This window comes from Desertivirga xinjiangensis (assembly GCF_024436435.1).
Lineage (GTDB): Bacteria > Bacteroidota > Bacteroidia > Sphingobacteriales > Sphingobacteriaceae > Desertivirga > Desertivirga xinjiangensis.
Window position 1 is genome coordinate 182,851 of sequence record NZ_JAFMZP010000008.1, and the last position, 15,906, is coordinate 198,756.

Here is a 15,906-nt window from a genome sequence, read left to right on the forward strand (position 1 = left end):
AAAATAAATGCTGCCAATACTATTGGTAGTATGTACCTATGAAAAAACACCAGATGAAGAACAGGGTTCTGATAATTGACGACGATCCTACAGTGCTCGAGATGATGGAGGCTGTGTTAAAGGATGAAAATTTCGAAGTGAAGACGCTCTCAAACAGCGGGAATGCAGTCGCAGAAGTGATGGTTTTTAAGCCGGATGTACTTCTGCTAGATTACCTGATGGGGGATATAAATGGCGGTGAAATCTGCCACCAAATTAAAAGTTCAGCCTTTACAAGCCACATAAAGGTAATTATAATCTCTGCTTATCCCAGGGTTTTTGAGTCTTTAGGGTCGTATGGGTGCGACTTTTTTATTCCGAAACCCTTTGATCTATGCAATTTCATTGACACCGTTAAAGATTGTTGCAGGCGATATGATGGCTTAGTTGCTCCAAAAAATGAGTTCAGGCTTGGTGTGCCAGGGCGGACGTTTGCCGGCTGCAATGCCTGATATTTTTAGGGAGAAATCCTTTTAAACTAGAAAACCTATGAGTTTTACAAATCATAGGTTTTTTATGCATCAATTTTTGGATGTAATGAACCTATGATGCCGATACACTCATAGGTTCATAAGTTAATACTATTGCTGCCATCCGCCGCCAAGGGAGCGGTATAAGCTCACAACCGACTGCAACTGCTGTAAGCGGTCGTTCACACTGTTAAGTTGGGCTGATAAATAACTTTGTTGGGCACTGATCACTTCCACATAATTAGCTGATCCATATCTTAATAGCTCTTCAGTATATTCGATTGACTTTTGAAGCGAGGCAATCTGTTTCTCACGGCTCGCATTTTTGTCCAGGGAAGTACGGTAAGACCACATGGCGTTTGACACTTCCTGCCCAGCCGTTAACAAGCTTCTTTGAAAAGCCAATAGTGCCTCCTGTTGTTGCGCTTTTGCTACTTCCAGGCGGGTCTTGTTCAGGCGTTTATTAAAGATAGGTTGGGTAAGACTTCCAACTACGCTGGCGAAAACAGAACCCGGGCTGAAGTAATTCTTTAAATCGGTGTTTGAAAGACCTCCGGAAGCGGTAATGCTCAGACTAGGATAGAAGTATGACCTGGCCGCATTTGTGTTTTCGAAGAAATACCTGTAGTTATATTCAGCTTGTTGCACGTCAGGCCTGTTGCTCAGCAATTGTGCTGGTATACCTGTAGGTAAAGCAGAAAGTGTATTTTGCTGATCGAGGTTACCCCGGGCTATAGGACCAGGTGCCCTGCCCAGTAAAGTGCTCAAAGCATTTTCTGTTTCACGGATGCGCTGTTTAAGGTCTGGGATAGTTACTTCTGCTGCATAGCGGTTTGCTTCACTCTGAACCACTGCTGCACCAGTGACACGAGCGGCCTCTTTGAGCGTCCGCATAGTTTCCACTGTTGAAACCCAGTTCTGTACGGTTTTCTCAGTAATGGCCAGTTGCTGGTCTAATGCAAGCAGGAGATAATAGTTGTTTGCAATGTTAGCTATTAAGCCTGTTTGGACTGCGTTTTTATAGGCTTCGCTTTGAAGCAATGTGGCTAAGCTTGCGCGTCTGGTGCTTCCCAACCGACCCCAAAGATCAGCCTCCCAGCTTGAAGAAAGACCAGCCTGGTAGATCCGTGTGTTATTTATAAAATTTCCGCCCTGTGCATCTGAAAGTTTGTTTATCGTAGCTGAAGCAGTTCCGCTTAAAGACGGTAAAAAGGCTGCACGGCTCTGCTTCAGATAAGCTTCTGACTGCTGGATTCGAGCGTAAGCAATCTGAAGATCCGGGTTCTGCTTAATACCTTCTTCAATCAAGGATTGCAGCTGGGTATCGCCAAATACTTGTTTCCATGGCAGGTCCGCGATAGTATTTGTATCAGCAGAACTTTGATCTCGGTAAAGTCCCTGAGTATTGACATCAGGTGTTTCATACCTTTTTCTTATGTTACAGGAGGCAAAAACTATTGCAATAGTCAAAGCAAATAGAAAATGCCCTTTATATCTGTTATTCATGTGCGTTTTTAATTAATGATTGTATGCGGGCAATTCTTCAATAACTGGAGCTTCTTCCGGTTTAACTTCGGCAGCGGGAGGAACAGGAGGACCACTGATCTTTTCCTGCAGTCCCTGAAAAATAACAAATAAAACAGGGATAACAAACACACCAAACACAGTTCCGATGAGCATCCCTCCCACAGCTCCGGTACCGATTGAACGATTTCCTGCAGCTCCGGCTCCGGTTGTCATCATCAGAGGAACCAGACCGAGGATAAAGGCAAATGAGGTCATGAGGATTGGGCGCAAACGAGCCTGAGCTCCTTCCAAGGCCGCCGTAATAATAGGCATACCCTGCCTGCGACGATCGAGCGCAAACTCAACGATCAGGATGGCGTTTTTAGCAAGTAGACCAACCAGCATGATCAGTGTGATCTGCACATAGATGTTGTTGGTGATGCCGAAGATCTTCGCAAAAATAAAGGCACCAGCCAGACCCATTGGTAAAGACAGCAACACCGCAAAAGGCAAAATATAACTTTCGTATTGTGCACTTAAAAGGAAGAACACGAATACCAGAACAAGGATAAAAATGAATACCGTTTGTCCTCCTGCCGAAAGCTCCTCGCGGGTCATTCCTGAAAACTCATACCCATAACCTGCTGGCAGGGTTTGAGCGGCCACTTCCTGCACAGCTTTGATCGCATCCCCGGAACTGAAACCCGGCTTCGGAGAACCTGTAACCCCAATGGAGGTAAAGAGGTTAAACCTTGATATAGATTGCGGACCATATACACGTTCCAGAGTAATAAATTCGCTTACCGGCGCCATGACGCCTTTTGGAGTACGTACATAGATATTATTCAGGCCCTCAGGATTTGCTCTGAAGTTAGCTTCTGCCTGGAACATAACACGGTACTGTTTACCAAACTGGTTAAAGTTGGAAGCATAAACTCCGCCGTAATATCCCTGCATGGTACTTAATACATCGTTTACCGTTAAGCCGGCTTCCTTAACCCTTGCGACGTTAACATCAATCTGGAATTGCGGAAAGTTAGGGTTGAAGGGAGTAGATGCGTACAATACTTCAGGACGTTGGCTTAATGCACCAAGGAAATCCTGGCTTACCTTATAGAACTTAGCGATGTCTCCGCCGCTTTTGTCCTGCAGCTGAAACTCAAATCCTCCGGATGTACCAAAACCCTGAATAGTTGGCGGCGAGAAGAAAATTACTTTCGCATCCCTTATTCCCCCGGTTTTAGCAAACATCTGGCCGATAATGGCCTGAACGTCCTGTCCTTTACCTTTACGATCGGCCCATGGCTTCAAACGCATGATCACCATTCCGTAGTTACTGCCGGTACCACTTATCAGGCCACGGCCGGTAATACGCAGAATATGCTCTACTTCAGGAATTGCATCTGCTATCGCAGCGATTTCTTTTGTTACTTCTTCGGTACGTTCTCGGGAAGCTCCGGGAGGAAGACTAATATCAGACATTACTACACCCATATCTTCGTTAGGAACGAATGCTCCTGGTGTCGTTTTCATCAAGAAATAAAATAGTCCCCCGAACACAACGATGCTTGCCAGCGCGATCCATTTTCTCCCGATCAGGAAGGATACCGACCTTTTATACTTTTGAGTAGTTACCTCAAATGCTGTGTTGAATCCGGTATAAAATCGCTGTAGAAAACTTTGCTTATGATGTTTGTCGTCAGAATGCGGTTTTAAGAAAATTGCACATAAAGCCGGGCTCAACGTCAAGGCATTCACTGCTGAAAGAATGATCGCAATTGCTAACGTAAGACCAAACTGCTTGTAAAACACACCGGCAGAACCTGTAATGAACGAAACCGGGACGAATACCGCAGCCATCACCAGGGTGATTGAAACAATTGCACCGGATATTTCACTCATGGCATCAATAGTAGCCGCTCGCGCAGAAGTATAACCATGATCCAGCTTGGCGTGTACTGCCTCGACCACTACGATAGCATCATCCACCACAATTCCTATAGCGAGTACCAGAGCAAACAACGTTAAAAGGTTGATCGTAAACCCAAACAACTGCAGGAAAAAGAAAGTACCAACGATTGCTACCGGTACGGCGATGGCTGGGATCAGGGTCGATCTGAAATCCTGAAGGAAGATAAATACTACAATAAATACCAGTATAAACGCTTCTATCAGGGTATGTATTACTTTTTCGATCGAAGCATCGAGGAAGTCGTTTACGTTTACAATGTTTACATAATCTATTCCCTTTGGAAAGCTGGATCTTGAAGCTTCCAGCACACTCAGGGTTCCATCGATAACGTCTTTTGCATTGGATCCTGCTGTCTGTGCAATGGCGACACCAATAGATGGCTTGCCATTTGTTTTAGTGGTACTTGCATAGCTCAATGCTCCTAATTCGATACGTGCAATATCTTTCAGACGAAGCACCTGGCCGTTTCCCCCCGAACGTATAATAATGTCTTCAAACTCTTTTGCGTTCTTAAGGCGGCCTTTATATTTAATTACATATTGAAAAGATTGCGCACCTTCTTCACCGAACTGGCCCGGTGCGGCTTCGACGTTCTGTTCAGCAAGAGCTGCATTAATATCCGAGGGCACTAAGCCATAAGAGGCCATAACATCCGGTTTCAACCATATACGCATGGAGTAATCCATTTGCCCAAAAACTGTGGCATCACCTACTCCGGGAATACGTTTTATCTGCGGAATCAGGTTGATGCTCGCATAATTCTGCAAGAAAGTCTGGTCGTAGGCAGGGTCATCACTATAAAGAGTGAAAATAACCAGGTTACTGCTTTGCCTTTTGGTTGTGATTACACCCGCACGGGTAACTTCCTGGGGAAGCAAACTGGTTGCACGAGCTACCCGGTTCTGGACGTTTACCGCTGCAAGATCAGGGTCTGTACCCAATTTAAAGTTAACGGTGATAGTTGCGCTACCGTCATTTCCGGCCGAGGAAGTCATGTATGTCATGTTTTCCACACCGTTGATCTGCTCTTCGAGGGGTACCACCACACTACTCATTACAACATCGGCATTGGCACCCTGGTAAGAGGCCGAAACCTGCACCGTTGGCGGAGCTATGTCAGGATATTGGGAAATGGGCAGACTGGTTAGACCCAAAACGCCTAATATCACAATCAGGATAGATATTACAGTAGATAATACCGGCCTTTCTATAAATTTTTTAAACATGATATTGTTCTGTTAAACTTCTGAGTGCCAAGTCATCTCAGAGAAATTAATTGTATTATAAACTATTATAAACGCTGTCAGCCTTTACAGGCACCGGTTTTATCTTAGAGCCTTCACGAAGTGTGCCGATTCCTTCAATTACTATTTTATCACCAGCTTTGACTCCTTCCTGAACAACAAACGACTGTCCGGAGGCCGATGCATTTACCTTAATAGGAACGGATTTTACAGAATCGGCTTCAACCAGATAGACGAAACGCTTGCCCTGGATTTCATATGTAGCTTTTTGCGGTACCAGAATGGCTCTTTTTATGGATGCAGGGATACGGATAGTACCGGTGCTTCCGCTCCTTAACAAACCAACAGGATTCGGAAAAGTAGCTCTGAAGTTTGAAGAGCCTGTCTGAGTATTGATCAGGGCGCTTGCGGTTTCTATATTACCTTTTTCGCTGTAAGTGCTGCCATCAGATAAAATTAATGTCACGGCAGGAAGCTTCCTGAGCTTTGCCTGAAATGATGCCCCTTCTGTGTTGCGGGTGAAATCCAGTATCTGCTTTTCATTCATTGAAAAGTATGCATACATCCTGCCGGTATTGGCAACGGTGGTTAAAGGCTCAGGAATGGTACTGTTAACCAACGCCCCAACTTTATACGGAATACGACCAATGACTCCGTTCGCCGGACTGGTTACGTAAGTATATGAAAGATTGGTTTTTGCATTGCTAAGCTGTGCACGGGCTTGTGCCAGTGACGCTTTACTTGATTGCAGGGCGTATTCAGCGCTTTCCAGTTCAAATTTACTGATGATGTCTTTCTCAACCAGAGGCCTTACTTTGTTCACCTGCATTTCCGCCGATTTGACATTAGCCTCTGCTATCTTGACGTTTGCAGCAGCCGACTTTACCTGTTGTTGAAACTGGTCTCCGTTTATGCGGAATAGTTGCTGCCCTTTTTTAACAACAGCCCCTTCATCTACATAAATATGATCAATATAACCGTCAACACGGGGACGTATTTCAACAGTTTGTTGTCCTTCTAAGGTTGCGGGAAAATCGGAATACATTTCTGCTTCACGGGAATCAAGAGTGATTACCTGGTAGTCTTTTACGGCGTTTGGATCTGCTGCCATTCCAGCCCCAGCTCCTTTTCCGTTGTTACAAGAACTCATAAACAGGGGGATGCTAAGAATCAAACCGAGAATTGGGTGAATTATTTTTTTCATAAAAAGTTTGAAATAAGGTGTGTTATTTGTTGATTGTGAGGTTGTTTGCGTTTTGTTGGATATGCTGCAGCACACGTATGGCAGTATCGTATTCTTCTCTGTTGATACCTGCGGTTAATGTTTCCATTGTTTTAGTTTCTAACTTGGCTATGCTGCCAAAGAGTTCTTCACATTTTGCAGTAAAGCTGAGTGTGTTTTTTCTCCGGTCGCCAGAAACCTGGGTCCGTTGTACCAAGCCTTGTTTTTCAAGGACATCGATAGTCCTGAGAATAGCCGACTTGTCTTTACAAATGTGATTAGCCATGTCCTGCTGGGTTACTTCGCCTTTTTGATTTCGCAGAGCAACCAAAAAGATATATTGCTCAATAGTGATCGGAATATTATTTTCAAGGAAAACACTCCCTAATTCCTTCAAGATCACTCGCCTGGTACTTCCTATTATATATCCTATAGATGTGTTCATTTCGTTGCTCATTGCAATAGTTGATTTCGTCAACAAATGTAGGGATTGTTAAGTCTTTGAAATGTCATTATTGTAATGAACCTCATGGGACGTTACGAAATGTTCAACGAACTGCAAATCTGCTTTCTGATATCATAACGGTGCAGTCAGTGAAATGTTACTTTGCATGAAAAAACATTTCCTTTATATTTATGAAATTTTTAAAATATGAAGGTTCTTAAAGGTTTACTCTTTCTTTTATTCAACGCAGTTCTTGTTTTAAATCTGAAAGCTGCGGAGGTTGATACGGTAGAAACATTCAGTCCATCGATGAAAAAAAATATTAAGGCTGTAGTGGTTACACCGGCGGGTTACAAAAAAAGTAAGGCATCTTTTCCTGTTGTATATCTTTTACATGGTCACGGAGGCAATTATTCAAATTTTATAAATAAAGTTCCTGCAATAAAAGAGTATTCAGACAAGTTTAACCTCATACTAGTTGGTGTTGATGCCGATGTAAACAGCTGGTATTTTGACAGTCCGGTTGACAAAAAAGTAAGATATGAAACCTACACAGCTACAGAGCTAGTAAACTGGATAGATAATCATTATAAGACAATAAAAGATCGTAAGGGCCGTGGTATTACGGGATTGAGTATGGGAGGTCATGGGGCCATGTACCTTTCTTTTCGACATCAGGATGTGTTTGGAGTGGCAGGCAGTATGAGTGGAGGAGTTGATTTCAGACCTTTCCCCAAAAACTGGGCTATAAGCCAAAAGTTGGGCTCGTTTGAGGAATATCCTGAGCGCTGGAATTCGAATACAGTGATCAATATGATCGATAAGATTAAACCGGGATCTCCGGAGCTGATCATTGATTGCGGAACTGACGATTTCTTTTTTGCCGTTAACAACAGCTTTCATCAGAAACTGCTGGAAAACAAGATTCCGCACGAGTACATCGTGAGGCCGGGGGCACACAATTGGGATTACTGGACTAATGCCATCGCCTACCAGTTGTTTTTTATGAGCAGGTATTTTAATAAGTAAGGCTTCGCAGATTATGAAAAGACCTGTGAGAATCAATTCTCACAGGTTTTCATACGTGCCTAGTAGGCTTCAGAAGGATTGGCTCGTTCTGGTACAGGAACGCTTTGTGCTATTGAGCTGTGTGACATCATGTCTTCATGCTCAAGCTTGTTCTTTATCGCGCAGTATCCTGTAACACCGCGATAGAGCAAAGAACTGCCAATGCCAAGTTCGGCCATGGCTATCAGAGGGTGAGAGAACACATTCGTTATTCCCTTCAAAGTAAGAAATGCTCCAGCTCCTATTGATATCAAACGCTCGGATTTTTCCACATTTGCATTTGGATTGTTTTGAAGTATCCTTTGGTCTATCGTTTCAGATACTTTGTTCATCATTGAATTATCCATGTCTTTCTTATTATAGGTTCTATAATAACCACCCAATGTAACATAGTGTTTATCAGTTTTTAAAAAAATGATGACGGATTTAGAGGATCTCCTGGTAGGCACAAACCGACATTCCGGGTTGAAGCCGCAAAGTGAAGGTTTCAAAAGGCTTCGCTGTAGATATCATATTTTCTTCGCTAAGAACCAAATATTCCCCTGCTGTTTTAAGTAAAGTTAAAAAGTTGCTAATGTAGGTAATGATCAGTTGGTGGGCGGCTTTATTGCTAATATCCGATTCGATCAAAGTTACCTCGTAGGATTCAAATCCAATTCCCGGGCAGCCAAGTGTATCCACCAAATCCGGAATAACGTTATTGAGCCCGGCTACCAGTTCCTCAATTGCAAGATGTATTTTTTTGTGAAGACCGTGTGCCCTAGGGTTTGCTTTAGTAATATCGCTGAATTTTAAAATATTATCAGGTATGTATGCTTGAATCTCCAATAGAAACTCATCGTAGCTGATGTCAAAGACGCTTTGTGCAAAAGATCCGGTTGAAAAGATATCAATAACCTGCTTATAAGCGATTTTTATTAAAGCTTTGCTCATGTGGATGCTAATTATTGACGAACGAAGATTTGTGAATGATATTCACTAAAATTTTACAATTAAATTGACTGGTAAACGGAGGTAAATGTATTATTTTTTAAGTATTTTCTGAGTGTGTTTTATAATTGAAATTGTAATTGATCTTATCTACCTAATAAATCACTATCTTTCACCATTTACGAGATCACAGGATCATCGATATATTATGACATATTGTTTAGGAATAAAAGTTAAAGAAGGTCTGGTTGCCATTGCCGATACCCGCATTACCTCAGGTACAGATACTACGGTAAAAAAGAAGATCTACATCGAACAAAAGGATAATTACTCGATTTTTATTATGACCAGTGGGCTGAGATCTGTTCGCGATAAGGCCATAACCTATTTTAAAGAACAGATTGATGAAGGTACTGAATTCAATAAACTATATAAGGCTGTAAACGCTTTTGGAGAACAGGTGAGAAGGGTAGCCGGTGAAGATAAAGCTTCATTAGAAAAATCCGGGTTCAAATTCAACTTAACGACCATTATCGGTGGACAATTGAAGGATGATGACGAACACAAGTTATTTTTATTATACTCAGAAGGCAACTGGGTAGAGCTTGACCAGGGCTCACCTTTTGTCATTATAGGAAACTCAGGACATGGTAAGCCCATACTACAGCGGACATTAAGCAGTGATTCAAGTATGGAACTGGCATTAAAGACCGGCTTTCTTTCGTTTGATTCAACCCGCGCAAGTGCCAATGATGTAGAGTTTCCGATAGATGTAATGCTATACCGGAAAGACAGTTATCATATTGTGGAACATCGCTACGAAAAAAAAGATCTTGAAAGTATTTCGGCTCAATGGGCCGACGAATTGAAAGAGTCTTTGCAAAAAATTCCTGAGGGATGGATGAAGGCTGCATTTGACAAAATGGATGATAAGGACTAAATCTAAAAAAGCGGTATATGAAATTTAATGTGCTGAGTGAGCTGGAATATGATGTGGATCTGGGAGGCACACTAATCCTTAATATACATGCTCTACGAACGGCTGGCCAGACCATACTGGAGGAATCATTGAGTGTTGAGCCATATGTTAAAGTGGAGGAATTGTTTCCAGCCGACGGTGAAAGCCGCCTGGTGCGCCTTGAGACTTCAGAAAAGACGAAGTTGAAAATCAAGTACCAGGCGCTGGTTGATACTTCTTGTAGATTAATTGATGCTGCTTTGCTTGATGATGTACCCGTTGCTCAAATGCCGGCAGCTATTCTTCCTTTTTTATATCCAAGCCGGTATTGCCAGTCGGATAAGTTATACCGGCTTGCAAACAATAAGTTTGGTCACTTCGAGCATGCCTTCGACAAAGTAATAGCCCTGACAGACTGGATATATAGAAATGTTGAGTACCTAAGCGGCTCAACCAACGCTCAAACATCCGCTTATGATACCGTTACTGAACAAGCCGGTGTTTGTCGTGACTTTGCCCACCTGGGTATTGCCTTATGCCGCGCTCTCACTATTCCTGCACGTTATTTTACCGGCTATTCTTATCAGTTATCACCAGCTGATTTTCATGCCTGTTTTGAGGCTTATCTGGGAGGACAATGGATCATTTTCGACCCGACCAGGCTAGCGCCTCTGAATGGTATGGTAAAGATCGCTTCAGGAAGGGATGCTGCAGACGCGGCCATCGCTAATTTTTTCGGGAACATCAGTTGCGGTAGCATAAAAGTTGACTGTCAGTTGGCTGAAGGGAATTTTGAACCTGTGCATTATTCCGGAGAATATATATACGGAATTGCGTACTAATATTGATATATTTTTCACAGGTTTCTAGCAAATTAATCTTAATATTGAAGTACAATTTACTTTGATGAGAGGTTACCTAAGCCTGATGTTGTTTCTTGGATGTTTTAGGGCTTTTGCTCAGGAAATGCCCGTATATACCCAATATATTTTTAACAGTTACCTGCTAAACCCCGCAGTAACTGGTATCGACAATTACATTGACACCAAACTAGGATACAGGAATCAGTGGAAGGGCCTTGAAGGAGCACCTGTCACCCAGTACTTTTCCATTCATGCCCCGATCGGACAAGACTTCGTTCAGAGCTCAGTTAATTCTTTTGGAGGCAATGGCGACAATCCTATGAGTAGGAGCTATGTTTATACCTATCGGGCTGCAGAGCCCCACCATGGGATAGGGCTTAATGGTATGATTGATCAGGCTGGCTTGCTGAAGCAGACCAAACTTAACCTGACTTATGCCTATCATATCGGGCTATCTGAAACGATGAACCTTTCACTGGGGCTTTCGGCGGGTTTAAAGTATTTTAATTTCGATCAGAAAGCGATGCAGGTAGATGATGACTCTGATTTTCTCCTTACCAGCTCATCAACAAATAACAGGATCAGTGCGGAACTGGGTGCAGGGATCTGGCTATATGGATCCCGTTACTTTCTCGGGATTTCGGGAATGTCATTAGGTGGGCGATTTATTCCCATGAATGATGCTAAACGATCTGGTACCGATAAAATGCAGCCAAGTTTCTATTTAACTACTGGCTATAAGTTTTTTGCCGGCGAAGACTTTGGAATTATCCCATCTATGCTCGTTAAGTATAACTCTGCAATTCCTACCATAATCGATGGAAATCTGAAAGTTGCCTTCAGAGACCGGGTATGGCTGGGGGGCGGATTCAGAAGTTATGATTCTTTCTCCGCTCTGGCCGGCTTTAATGTAAGTCACCTGCTGAACCTAAGTTATTCGTATGATTTTACTTCCTCTAATCTGAATACTGTTAGTAACGGTACCCACGAAATCGTATTGGGCATTTTGCTGAATAACAAATATCGCCTCAATTGCTCCCGATATATATTCTAAGCGTTATTTTGCCCAATAATCAGAATCCTTGCTCTTCGGAAATTATATTTCCGAAGCCCTATAGTAGGTTCTGTGAACCGGTGTCAGCTCGTTAACCCTCAGTGTTTCCACCGATTAAAAAAATCACTTGTTGTGGAACAGCTGGAATCAATAAATTAAAAGCTGTTCTACAGTACCCTTAGGATCAAAGGATTCAGGAATAAGCACTAATGTATCCTGGCACCCGCATGACGTTAACGTAATAAGGTAATACTTCCTACCAATGGCTTACAGCCACTTTTCAAATCTATCTTATAATAATATACCCCCTTTGGCAGCGGATTTCCTATAAACGTGCCGTCAAATTTCCGGTCATAAGCCCCCACAGATTCATACATTAACTGCCCGTCGCGGTTGTACACATGAATGGTCATGTCATTGTTGTTTTCCGGCAGTCCCTGGATTATCCAATCATCATTTTTCCCGTCAGCGTTAGGAGTCATGGCGTTCATGATTTTAAGATTGTCATTGATCACTTCGATACGAACCATGGTGAATTCGCTATAGCAAGTTCCCCGTTTTCGCTTAATGTAGTAGTCTGAAGTTTTTGCTACTTCAAAAGTGAAAATGCCTTTTGTGCTTTCCTGAATGGGAGCCTCATCGGAAGGTAGGGCGAATAGCTGATAGGTGCCCGGTTCCGGATTCTTGACTGGCAGCATTATCTCTGTTTTATAACAAACCCTGAGATCGCTTACCTCGGGAGCGGGAATGAAAAATTCAGGATTGACAACAGAATAAACTTCGCTTACGTCAGTTCCGCAGCTGGTTTGATCAGAAACTATCAACCTGTAGTCGCCCAGAGAGACGCCTGTAAGATCCTGGGCGTATCCAACTTCCTTATCATTCTGATCTATCCACTTATACTTGTAAGGTGGTACCCCTCCGATCACTTCTATTCCCCTCACCGCCCCGTTCATTAAGGTGCATCCATCATCTGTCACAGATGCAGTTGCTGGTCTTATTTTAAGCAAAGGCGTTTCGTTAATGATGATTGCATCCGACACATCCATGCAATTATTTTCGTCGAAAGTATAATACCTGTATTCGCCGGGAGGCAGGTTTTTCAGCTCATCAAAAGAACCAGAAAGGACATTGCCGGATACATCCCTCCATTCAAAATGTGCAGGTCCAAACCTTTGACTAAAAGGGTAATTCAGCTTTATACTGCCATTAATCAAACCGCAAGTAGTAGGGATGGTGGAGACGCTGTACTGGTAAACCACTGGATTTTCTTGATATATAGTGAAATTTGTGCTATCTATACAGCCCGTAAGCGTGTTTTGTGCTCTTAATTTGTAGGTGCCCGGAGCCTTGTTCTTTAGCTCCAGGACCATGCCTGTAGAGTATGCGTTTTTTTCTATACTTACGCCTGAGGATGTGAGCCACTCATACTCATTAGCATTAGTGATAGAAACGTTATTTATAGAGCCATTAGGAGAATTACACGTTGACGGACTTGTTGTGCCGCCAGAAAACTTGACAGATTGGAGAATGTTAATAGTCAGAGAAGCTGAATATATGGGAGAACAATTACTTTGATCAGTTACTTCAAGCTGGTAACGCCCCCCATCTACACCCTGTAAATTTAAGTTTTGGGAAACCATAGTTTCACGACTACCGTTTATCGCATTCAAACGATACCACTTATAGGTTGCAGTCCCCACACCGGGAGTAACCGCAATCCCGGTAATTGCGCCGTCAATCATGCCGCATGCCGCCGGTTTTATGACCATCATAGTTGTTGAAATGACAGGCTGAGGTCTTTTAGTAATTTGCTCAAAGGCAGAAAATTGTTCGCAGTTAGCCTGATCTTTGATCCGGAGTCTATACTTTCCTTCAGGCATCTGAACTGTTTGTCCTTTGGCTTTTAGGTTTCCGTTTTCGTCTAACCATTCGTAAATGATAGTCCCTTTCCCACGTAATGTTGAGGCACTAAATTGAAAACTTGTCTGACCACATTGTGGACTGGGCCAGCTCACCGTAGGAGGTGTTAGTATCTTATCATCGATGGCAAAAACATGTGACATTTCCTTACAACCATCTGACATCAGTAATCTGTATGTTCCGACTTCCAGGCCGGAAATTTCAAGATCGCCTGGAATAAGGATCGGGTCAGCATCGGTTTCCAGTTTGTACCATTTGAATATTATGCCTTCGCGGGGCTCTGTAATTGTGATTTTCCCCAGGGCATTACACACCACAGGATCGACTACTGCATCGCCGCTCCGTAAGGCTACGGTCGAGAAGGGGGAGGTTACTGCACTTGGTAATGTGGCGGTAGCAGTTACATGTCCCGTCAAAGGGCCATTATATTCCCATCTTCCGTCATTACCCGCTCTTTGGCTTGCAAAGTAAGTTTTTCCCTGGCAGGAACTAGCGCAATTATCAGTGTAATATAGTTCCACCTGAGCATTCGGGCTGGCTTTTCCTGAAATGTGATCGGGGCGGATCTTTAACACCTGAACATAAGCCTGCTGCGCTGTTAAGGTTTCTCCTATACCGAAAACCTCATTGCAGAATATGCTATTCTGCGTTATTTGGATAGGCTGTGATGAAGCTGTTTCTATTCCGAAGCGGTTATTGCCAATGTAATTAATGTCTTCTGGTGCAGGGCCCCCGATAGTACCCTTTGCTGTGCCTGGTTCTATCCTGATACCACCAAAATTTCCAAAATTTTCAGTACCCAGATTTCCTGTTCCTATTCTATTTCCCGCGATGAGGAAATCAGAATTAGTAATGGATACGGCCCATTTGTTTTGTCCGGAAATAACGTTTTTGAGCAAAGTTAGATCGGTGTTAGACGCGATGATCTTAACCCCGTTCATGTCTACGGTGGAAGATTGTATAAAGACAGGCAGCTCATTATAGTCTCTCGTTACATTAAGGTCGGTTCCTATCTTATTGCCAATGATGTTGAAGGACGCTCTGGCGCCAAAAGTGTTCTGACGGTTTATATAAATACCGGTTGCATTGGCTGAAATAACATTTCCTTCGCCAGGATTATCGCCTCCTATCAGGATGTTATAATCAGACGGATTTAGGTATAGCCCGTAGTAATTGATCTGCTCGGTTGCTCCATCGAGAAGTAATCCGATGAAGTTAGACTGAATGTAGATCTTTCCAAGGGATCCATTGAAAGAAGGGCCTGAGCCGTTCCGCATAGAGATACCGGCAAAATTGCCACAAATGACGTTACCTTTTCCGGGTTTGCCGATGCGAAGATTATTTACCCGGGAATCGATGATAATTCCCGAGCTCTGCTCCGAGCCAGGACTGGAAAGGTTATTGATCAGCCCAAACCTGCGGATGCAGAGGCCATAAATTTCAACATTATTAGTGAGGTAGGTTGTTGTGTTGTTGTAGGTTGGTCCGACGATCAGGCCGGCGAACCCGCTGAATCCTTGCTCGGCTTCAATGATGACCTTTGCTCCCGATGGTCCAAGCGCAGCACCAGGCTGGGTGCTTCCATCGATAACTACGTTCGACGTAATTCTAGGAAGCTGGGTGCGTAACCGAATAGTTCGATCGCTTGAGCTAATGTTAAAATGAATATAATCTGTTTCAGTAGTGTCGTTGTCGAGCGTTCTTTGGATAGCCCATCGTAAGGTATTCGGCCCTGTGTCAGCATTGCTGGTAACCACAATAGTCTCTGAAGATGCATGCTTTATAACAACGAAAATAAAGGTGAGGATAAGGATAAGTTTTAAGCGCAACATATAAAAAATGATACGCCAAGCTACATAAATTTCTCAGTATTTCACAAAATATCATAAGTGGTCGTTTGAGCGCTTATGATATGGTTCGAGAATTAAGCTGCCTCAGGATAAGTCAATCTTTTTTTTCGTTTGTAGTAACGGAAGGCAAGGTTTAAAGCCCGCGATATCCATCCAAAGTAGTTTCATAGAAACACTCCGAGTATCGGTCAATACTAAGTTCCTAACGTGCTCATAATGGCTTCTGTTCAAGCTTGAACCAAGAGGGTACTTCCACCGTATCGAAGCCTTCTGTTCACGGTCTAGTCACGGTTTAATCACGGTATAAATAGTACAGGGGTACGAGAAGTGTCTCGTCCTAATTAGGCTATACAGGTTAGGGG

Annotated in this window: 12 protein-coding genes; 5 read left to right on the plus strand and 7 right to left on the minus strand. The window is 43.1% G+C overall.

Features of this window, described 5'->3' with window-relative positions:
* Positions 1 to 53: 53 nt before the first annotated feature.
* Positions 54 to 491 (plus strand): response regulator, encoded by a 438-nt coding sequence (locus tag J3P37_RS18350; protein WP_256012813.1) that lies wholly within the window; start codon positions 54 to 56, stop codon positions 489 to 491.
* Between the two features lie 129 nt (positions 492 to 620).
* Here the strand turns inward: J3P37_RS18350 and J3P37_RS18355 are convergent, their stop codons facing one another.
* Genes J3P37_RS18355 through J3P37_RS18370 form a run of 4 tightly spaced genes read right to left on the minus strand, consistent with a single transcriptional unit; the run spans position 621 to position 6,910 of the window.
* Entirely contained in the window at positions 621 to 2,015 is a 1,395-nt protein-coding gene (locus tag J3P37_RS18355; RefSeq protein ID WP_256012814.1) for an efflux transporter outer membrane subunit, read from the minus strand.
* A 12-nt stretch (positions 2,016 to 2,027) separates the two neighbouring features.
* Entirely contained in the window at positions 2,028 to 5,213 is a 3,186-nt protein-coding gene (locus tag J3P37_RS18360; protein WP_256012815.1) for an efflux RND transporter permease subunit, read from the minus strand.
* A gap of 55 nt (positions 5,214 to 5,268) precedes the next feature.
* A complete protein-coding gene (locus J3P37_RS18365; RefSeq protein WP_256012816.1) occupies positions 5,269 to 6,435 on the minus strand; it encodes an efflux RND transporter periplasmic adaptor subunit in 1,167 nt (388 codons plus the stop codon).
* Positions 6,436 to 6,457: 22 nt separating this feature from the next.
* Positions 6,458 to 6,910 carry a MarR family winged helix-turn-helix transcriptional regulator gene (locus J3P37_RS18370; protein ID WP_256012817.1) on the minus strand — a complete coding sequence of 151 codons (453 nt, stop codon included), beginning with the start codon at positions 6,908 to 6,910 and terminating at the stop codon, positions 6,458 to 6,460.
* Positions 6,911 to 7,105: 195 nt separating this feature from the next.
* Between J3P37_RS18370 and J3P37_RS18375 the strand changes: the two genes are divergently transcribed.
* The gene (locus tag J3P37_RS18375) at positions 7,106 to 7,927 is read left to right on the plus strand and encodes an alpha/beta hydrolase (protein WP_256012818.1); all 822 of its coding nucleotides are present in this window, start codon (positions 7,106 to 7,108) and stop codon (positions 7,925 to 7,927) included.
* A gap of 59 nt (positions 7,928 to 7,986) precedes the next feature.
* Here the strand turns inward: J3P37_RS18375 and J3P37_RS18380 are convergent, their stop codons facing one another.
* On the minus strand, positions 7,987 to 8,313 hold the full coding sequence (locus tag J3P37_RS18380) for a YgaP family membrane protein (RefSeq protein ID WP_256012819.1): 327 nt from the start codon (positions 8,311 to 8,313) through the stop codon (positions 7,987 to 7,989).
* A 79-nt stretch (positions 8,314 to 8,392) separates the two neighbouring features.
* The gene (locus J3P37_RS18385) at positions 8,393 to 8,899 is read right to left on the minus strand and encodes a hypothetical protein (RefSeq protein ID WP_256012820.1); all 507 of its coding nucleotides are present in this window, start codon (positions 8,897 to 8,899) and stop codon (positions 8,393 to 8,395) included.
* Between the two features lie 205 nt (positions 8,900 to 9,104).
* On the opposite strand from J3P37_RS18385, the gene J3P37_RS18390 reads away from it, so the two are divergent.
* The 3 genes from J3P37_RS18390 (at position 9,105) to J3P37_RS18400 (ending at position 11,771) form a co-directional block, all read left to right on the plus strand.
* Positions 9,105 to 9,836 carry a proteasome-type protease gene (locus J3P37_RS18390; protein WP_256012822.1) on the plus strand — a complete coding sequence of 244 codons (732 nt, stop codon included), beginning with the start codon at positions 9,105 to 9,107 and terminating at the stop codon, positions 9,834 to 9,836.
* Positions 9,837 to 9,853: 17 nt separating this feature from the next.
* Entirely contained in the window at positions 9,854 to 10,696 is an 843-nt protein-coding gene (locus J3P37_RS18395; protein ID WP_256012823.1) for a transglutaminase-like domain-containing protein, read from the plus strand.
* 64 nt (positions 10,697 to 10,760) lie between these two features.
* Complete coding sequence (locus J3P37_RS18400; protein WP_256012824.1) at positions 10,761 to 11,771, plus strand: PorP/SprF family type IX secretion system membrane protein; 1,011 nt, start codon at positions 10,761 to 10,763, stop codon at positions 11,769 to 11,771.
* A 233-nt stretch (positions 11,772 to 12,004) separates the two neighbouring features.
* On the opposite strand, the gene J3P37_RS18405 is transcribed toward J3P37_RS18400, so the two are convergent.
* Positions 12,005 to 15,526 carry a T9SS type B sorting domain-containing protein gene (locus tag J3P37_RS18405; protein ID WP_256012825.1) on the minus strand — a complete coding sequence of 1,174 codons (3,522 nt, stop codon included), beginning with the start codon at positions 15,524 to 15,526 and terminating at the stop codon, positions 12,005 to 12,007.
* Between the last annotated feature and the right edge of the window lie 380 nt (positions 15,527 to 15,906).

Bases quoted from the DNA above. Each gene is read 5' to 3' on its own strand.
- J3P37_RS18355 (WP_256012814.1), bottom strand. From the start codon at position 2,015: ATGAATAACAGATATAAAGGGCATTTTCTATTTGCTTTGACTATTGCA.
- J3P37_RS18360 (WP_256012815.1), bottom strand. From the start codon at position 5,213: ATGTTTAAAAAATTTATAGAAAGGCCGGTATTATCTACTGTAATATCT.
- J3P37_RS18350 (WP_256012813.1), top strand. From the start codon at position 54: ATGAAGAACAGGGTTCTGATAATTGACGACGATCCTACAGTGCTCGAG.
- J3P37_RS18400 (WP_256012824.1), top strand. From the start codon at position 10,761: ATGAGAGGTTACCTAAGCCTGATGTTGTTTCTTGGATGTTTTAGGGCT.
- J3P37_RS18370 (WP_256012817.1), bottom strand. From the start codon at position 6,910: ATGAGCAACGAAATGAACACATCTATAGGATATATAATAGGAAGTACC.
- J3P37_RS18385 (WP_256012820.1), bottom strand. From the start codon at position 8,899: ATGAGCAAAGCTTTAATAAAAATCGCTTATAAGCAGGTTATTGATATC.
- J3P37_RS18380 (WP_256012819.1), bottom strand. From the start codon at position 8,313: ATGGATAATTCAATGATGAACAAAGTATCTGAAACGATAGACCAAAGG.
- J3P37_RS18390 (WP_256012822.1), top strand. From the start codon at position 9,105: ATGACATATTGTTTAGGAATAAAAGTTAAAGAAGGTCTGGTTGCCATT.
- J3P37_RS18375 (WP_256012818.1), top strand. From the start codon at position 7,106: ATGAAGGTTCTTAAAGGTTTACTCTTTCTTTTATTCAACGCAGTTCTT.
- J3P37_RS18365 (WP_256012816.1), bottom strand. From the start codon at position 6,435: ATGAAAAAAATAATTCACCCAATTCTCGGTTTGATTCTTAGCATCCCC.
- J3P37_RS18405 (WP_256012825.1), bottom strand. From the start codon at position 15,526: ATGTTGCGCTTAAAACTTATCCTTATCCTCACCTTTATTTTCGTTGTT.
- J3P37_RS18395 (WP_256012823.1), top strand. From the start codon at position 9,854: ATGAAATTTAATGTGCTGAGTGAGCTGGAATATGATGTGGATCTGGGA.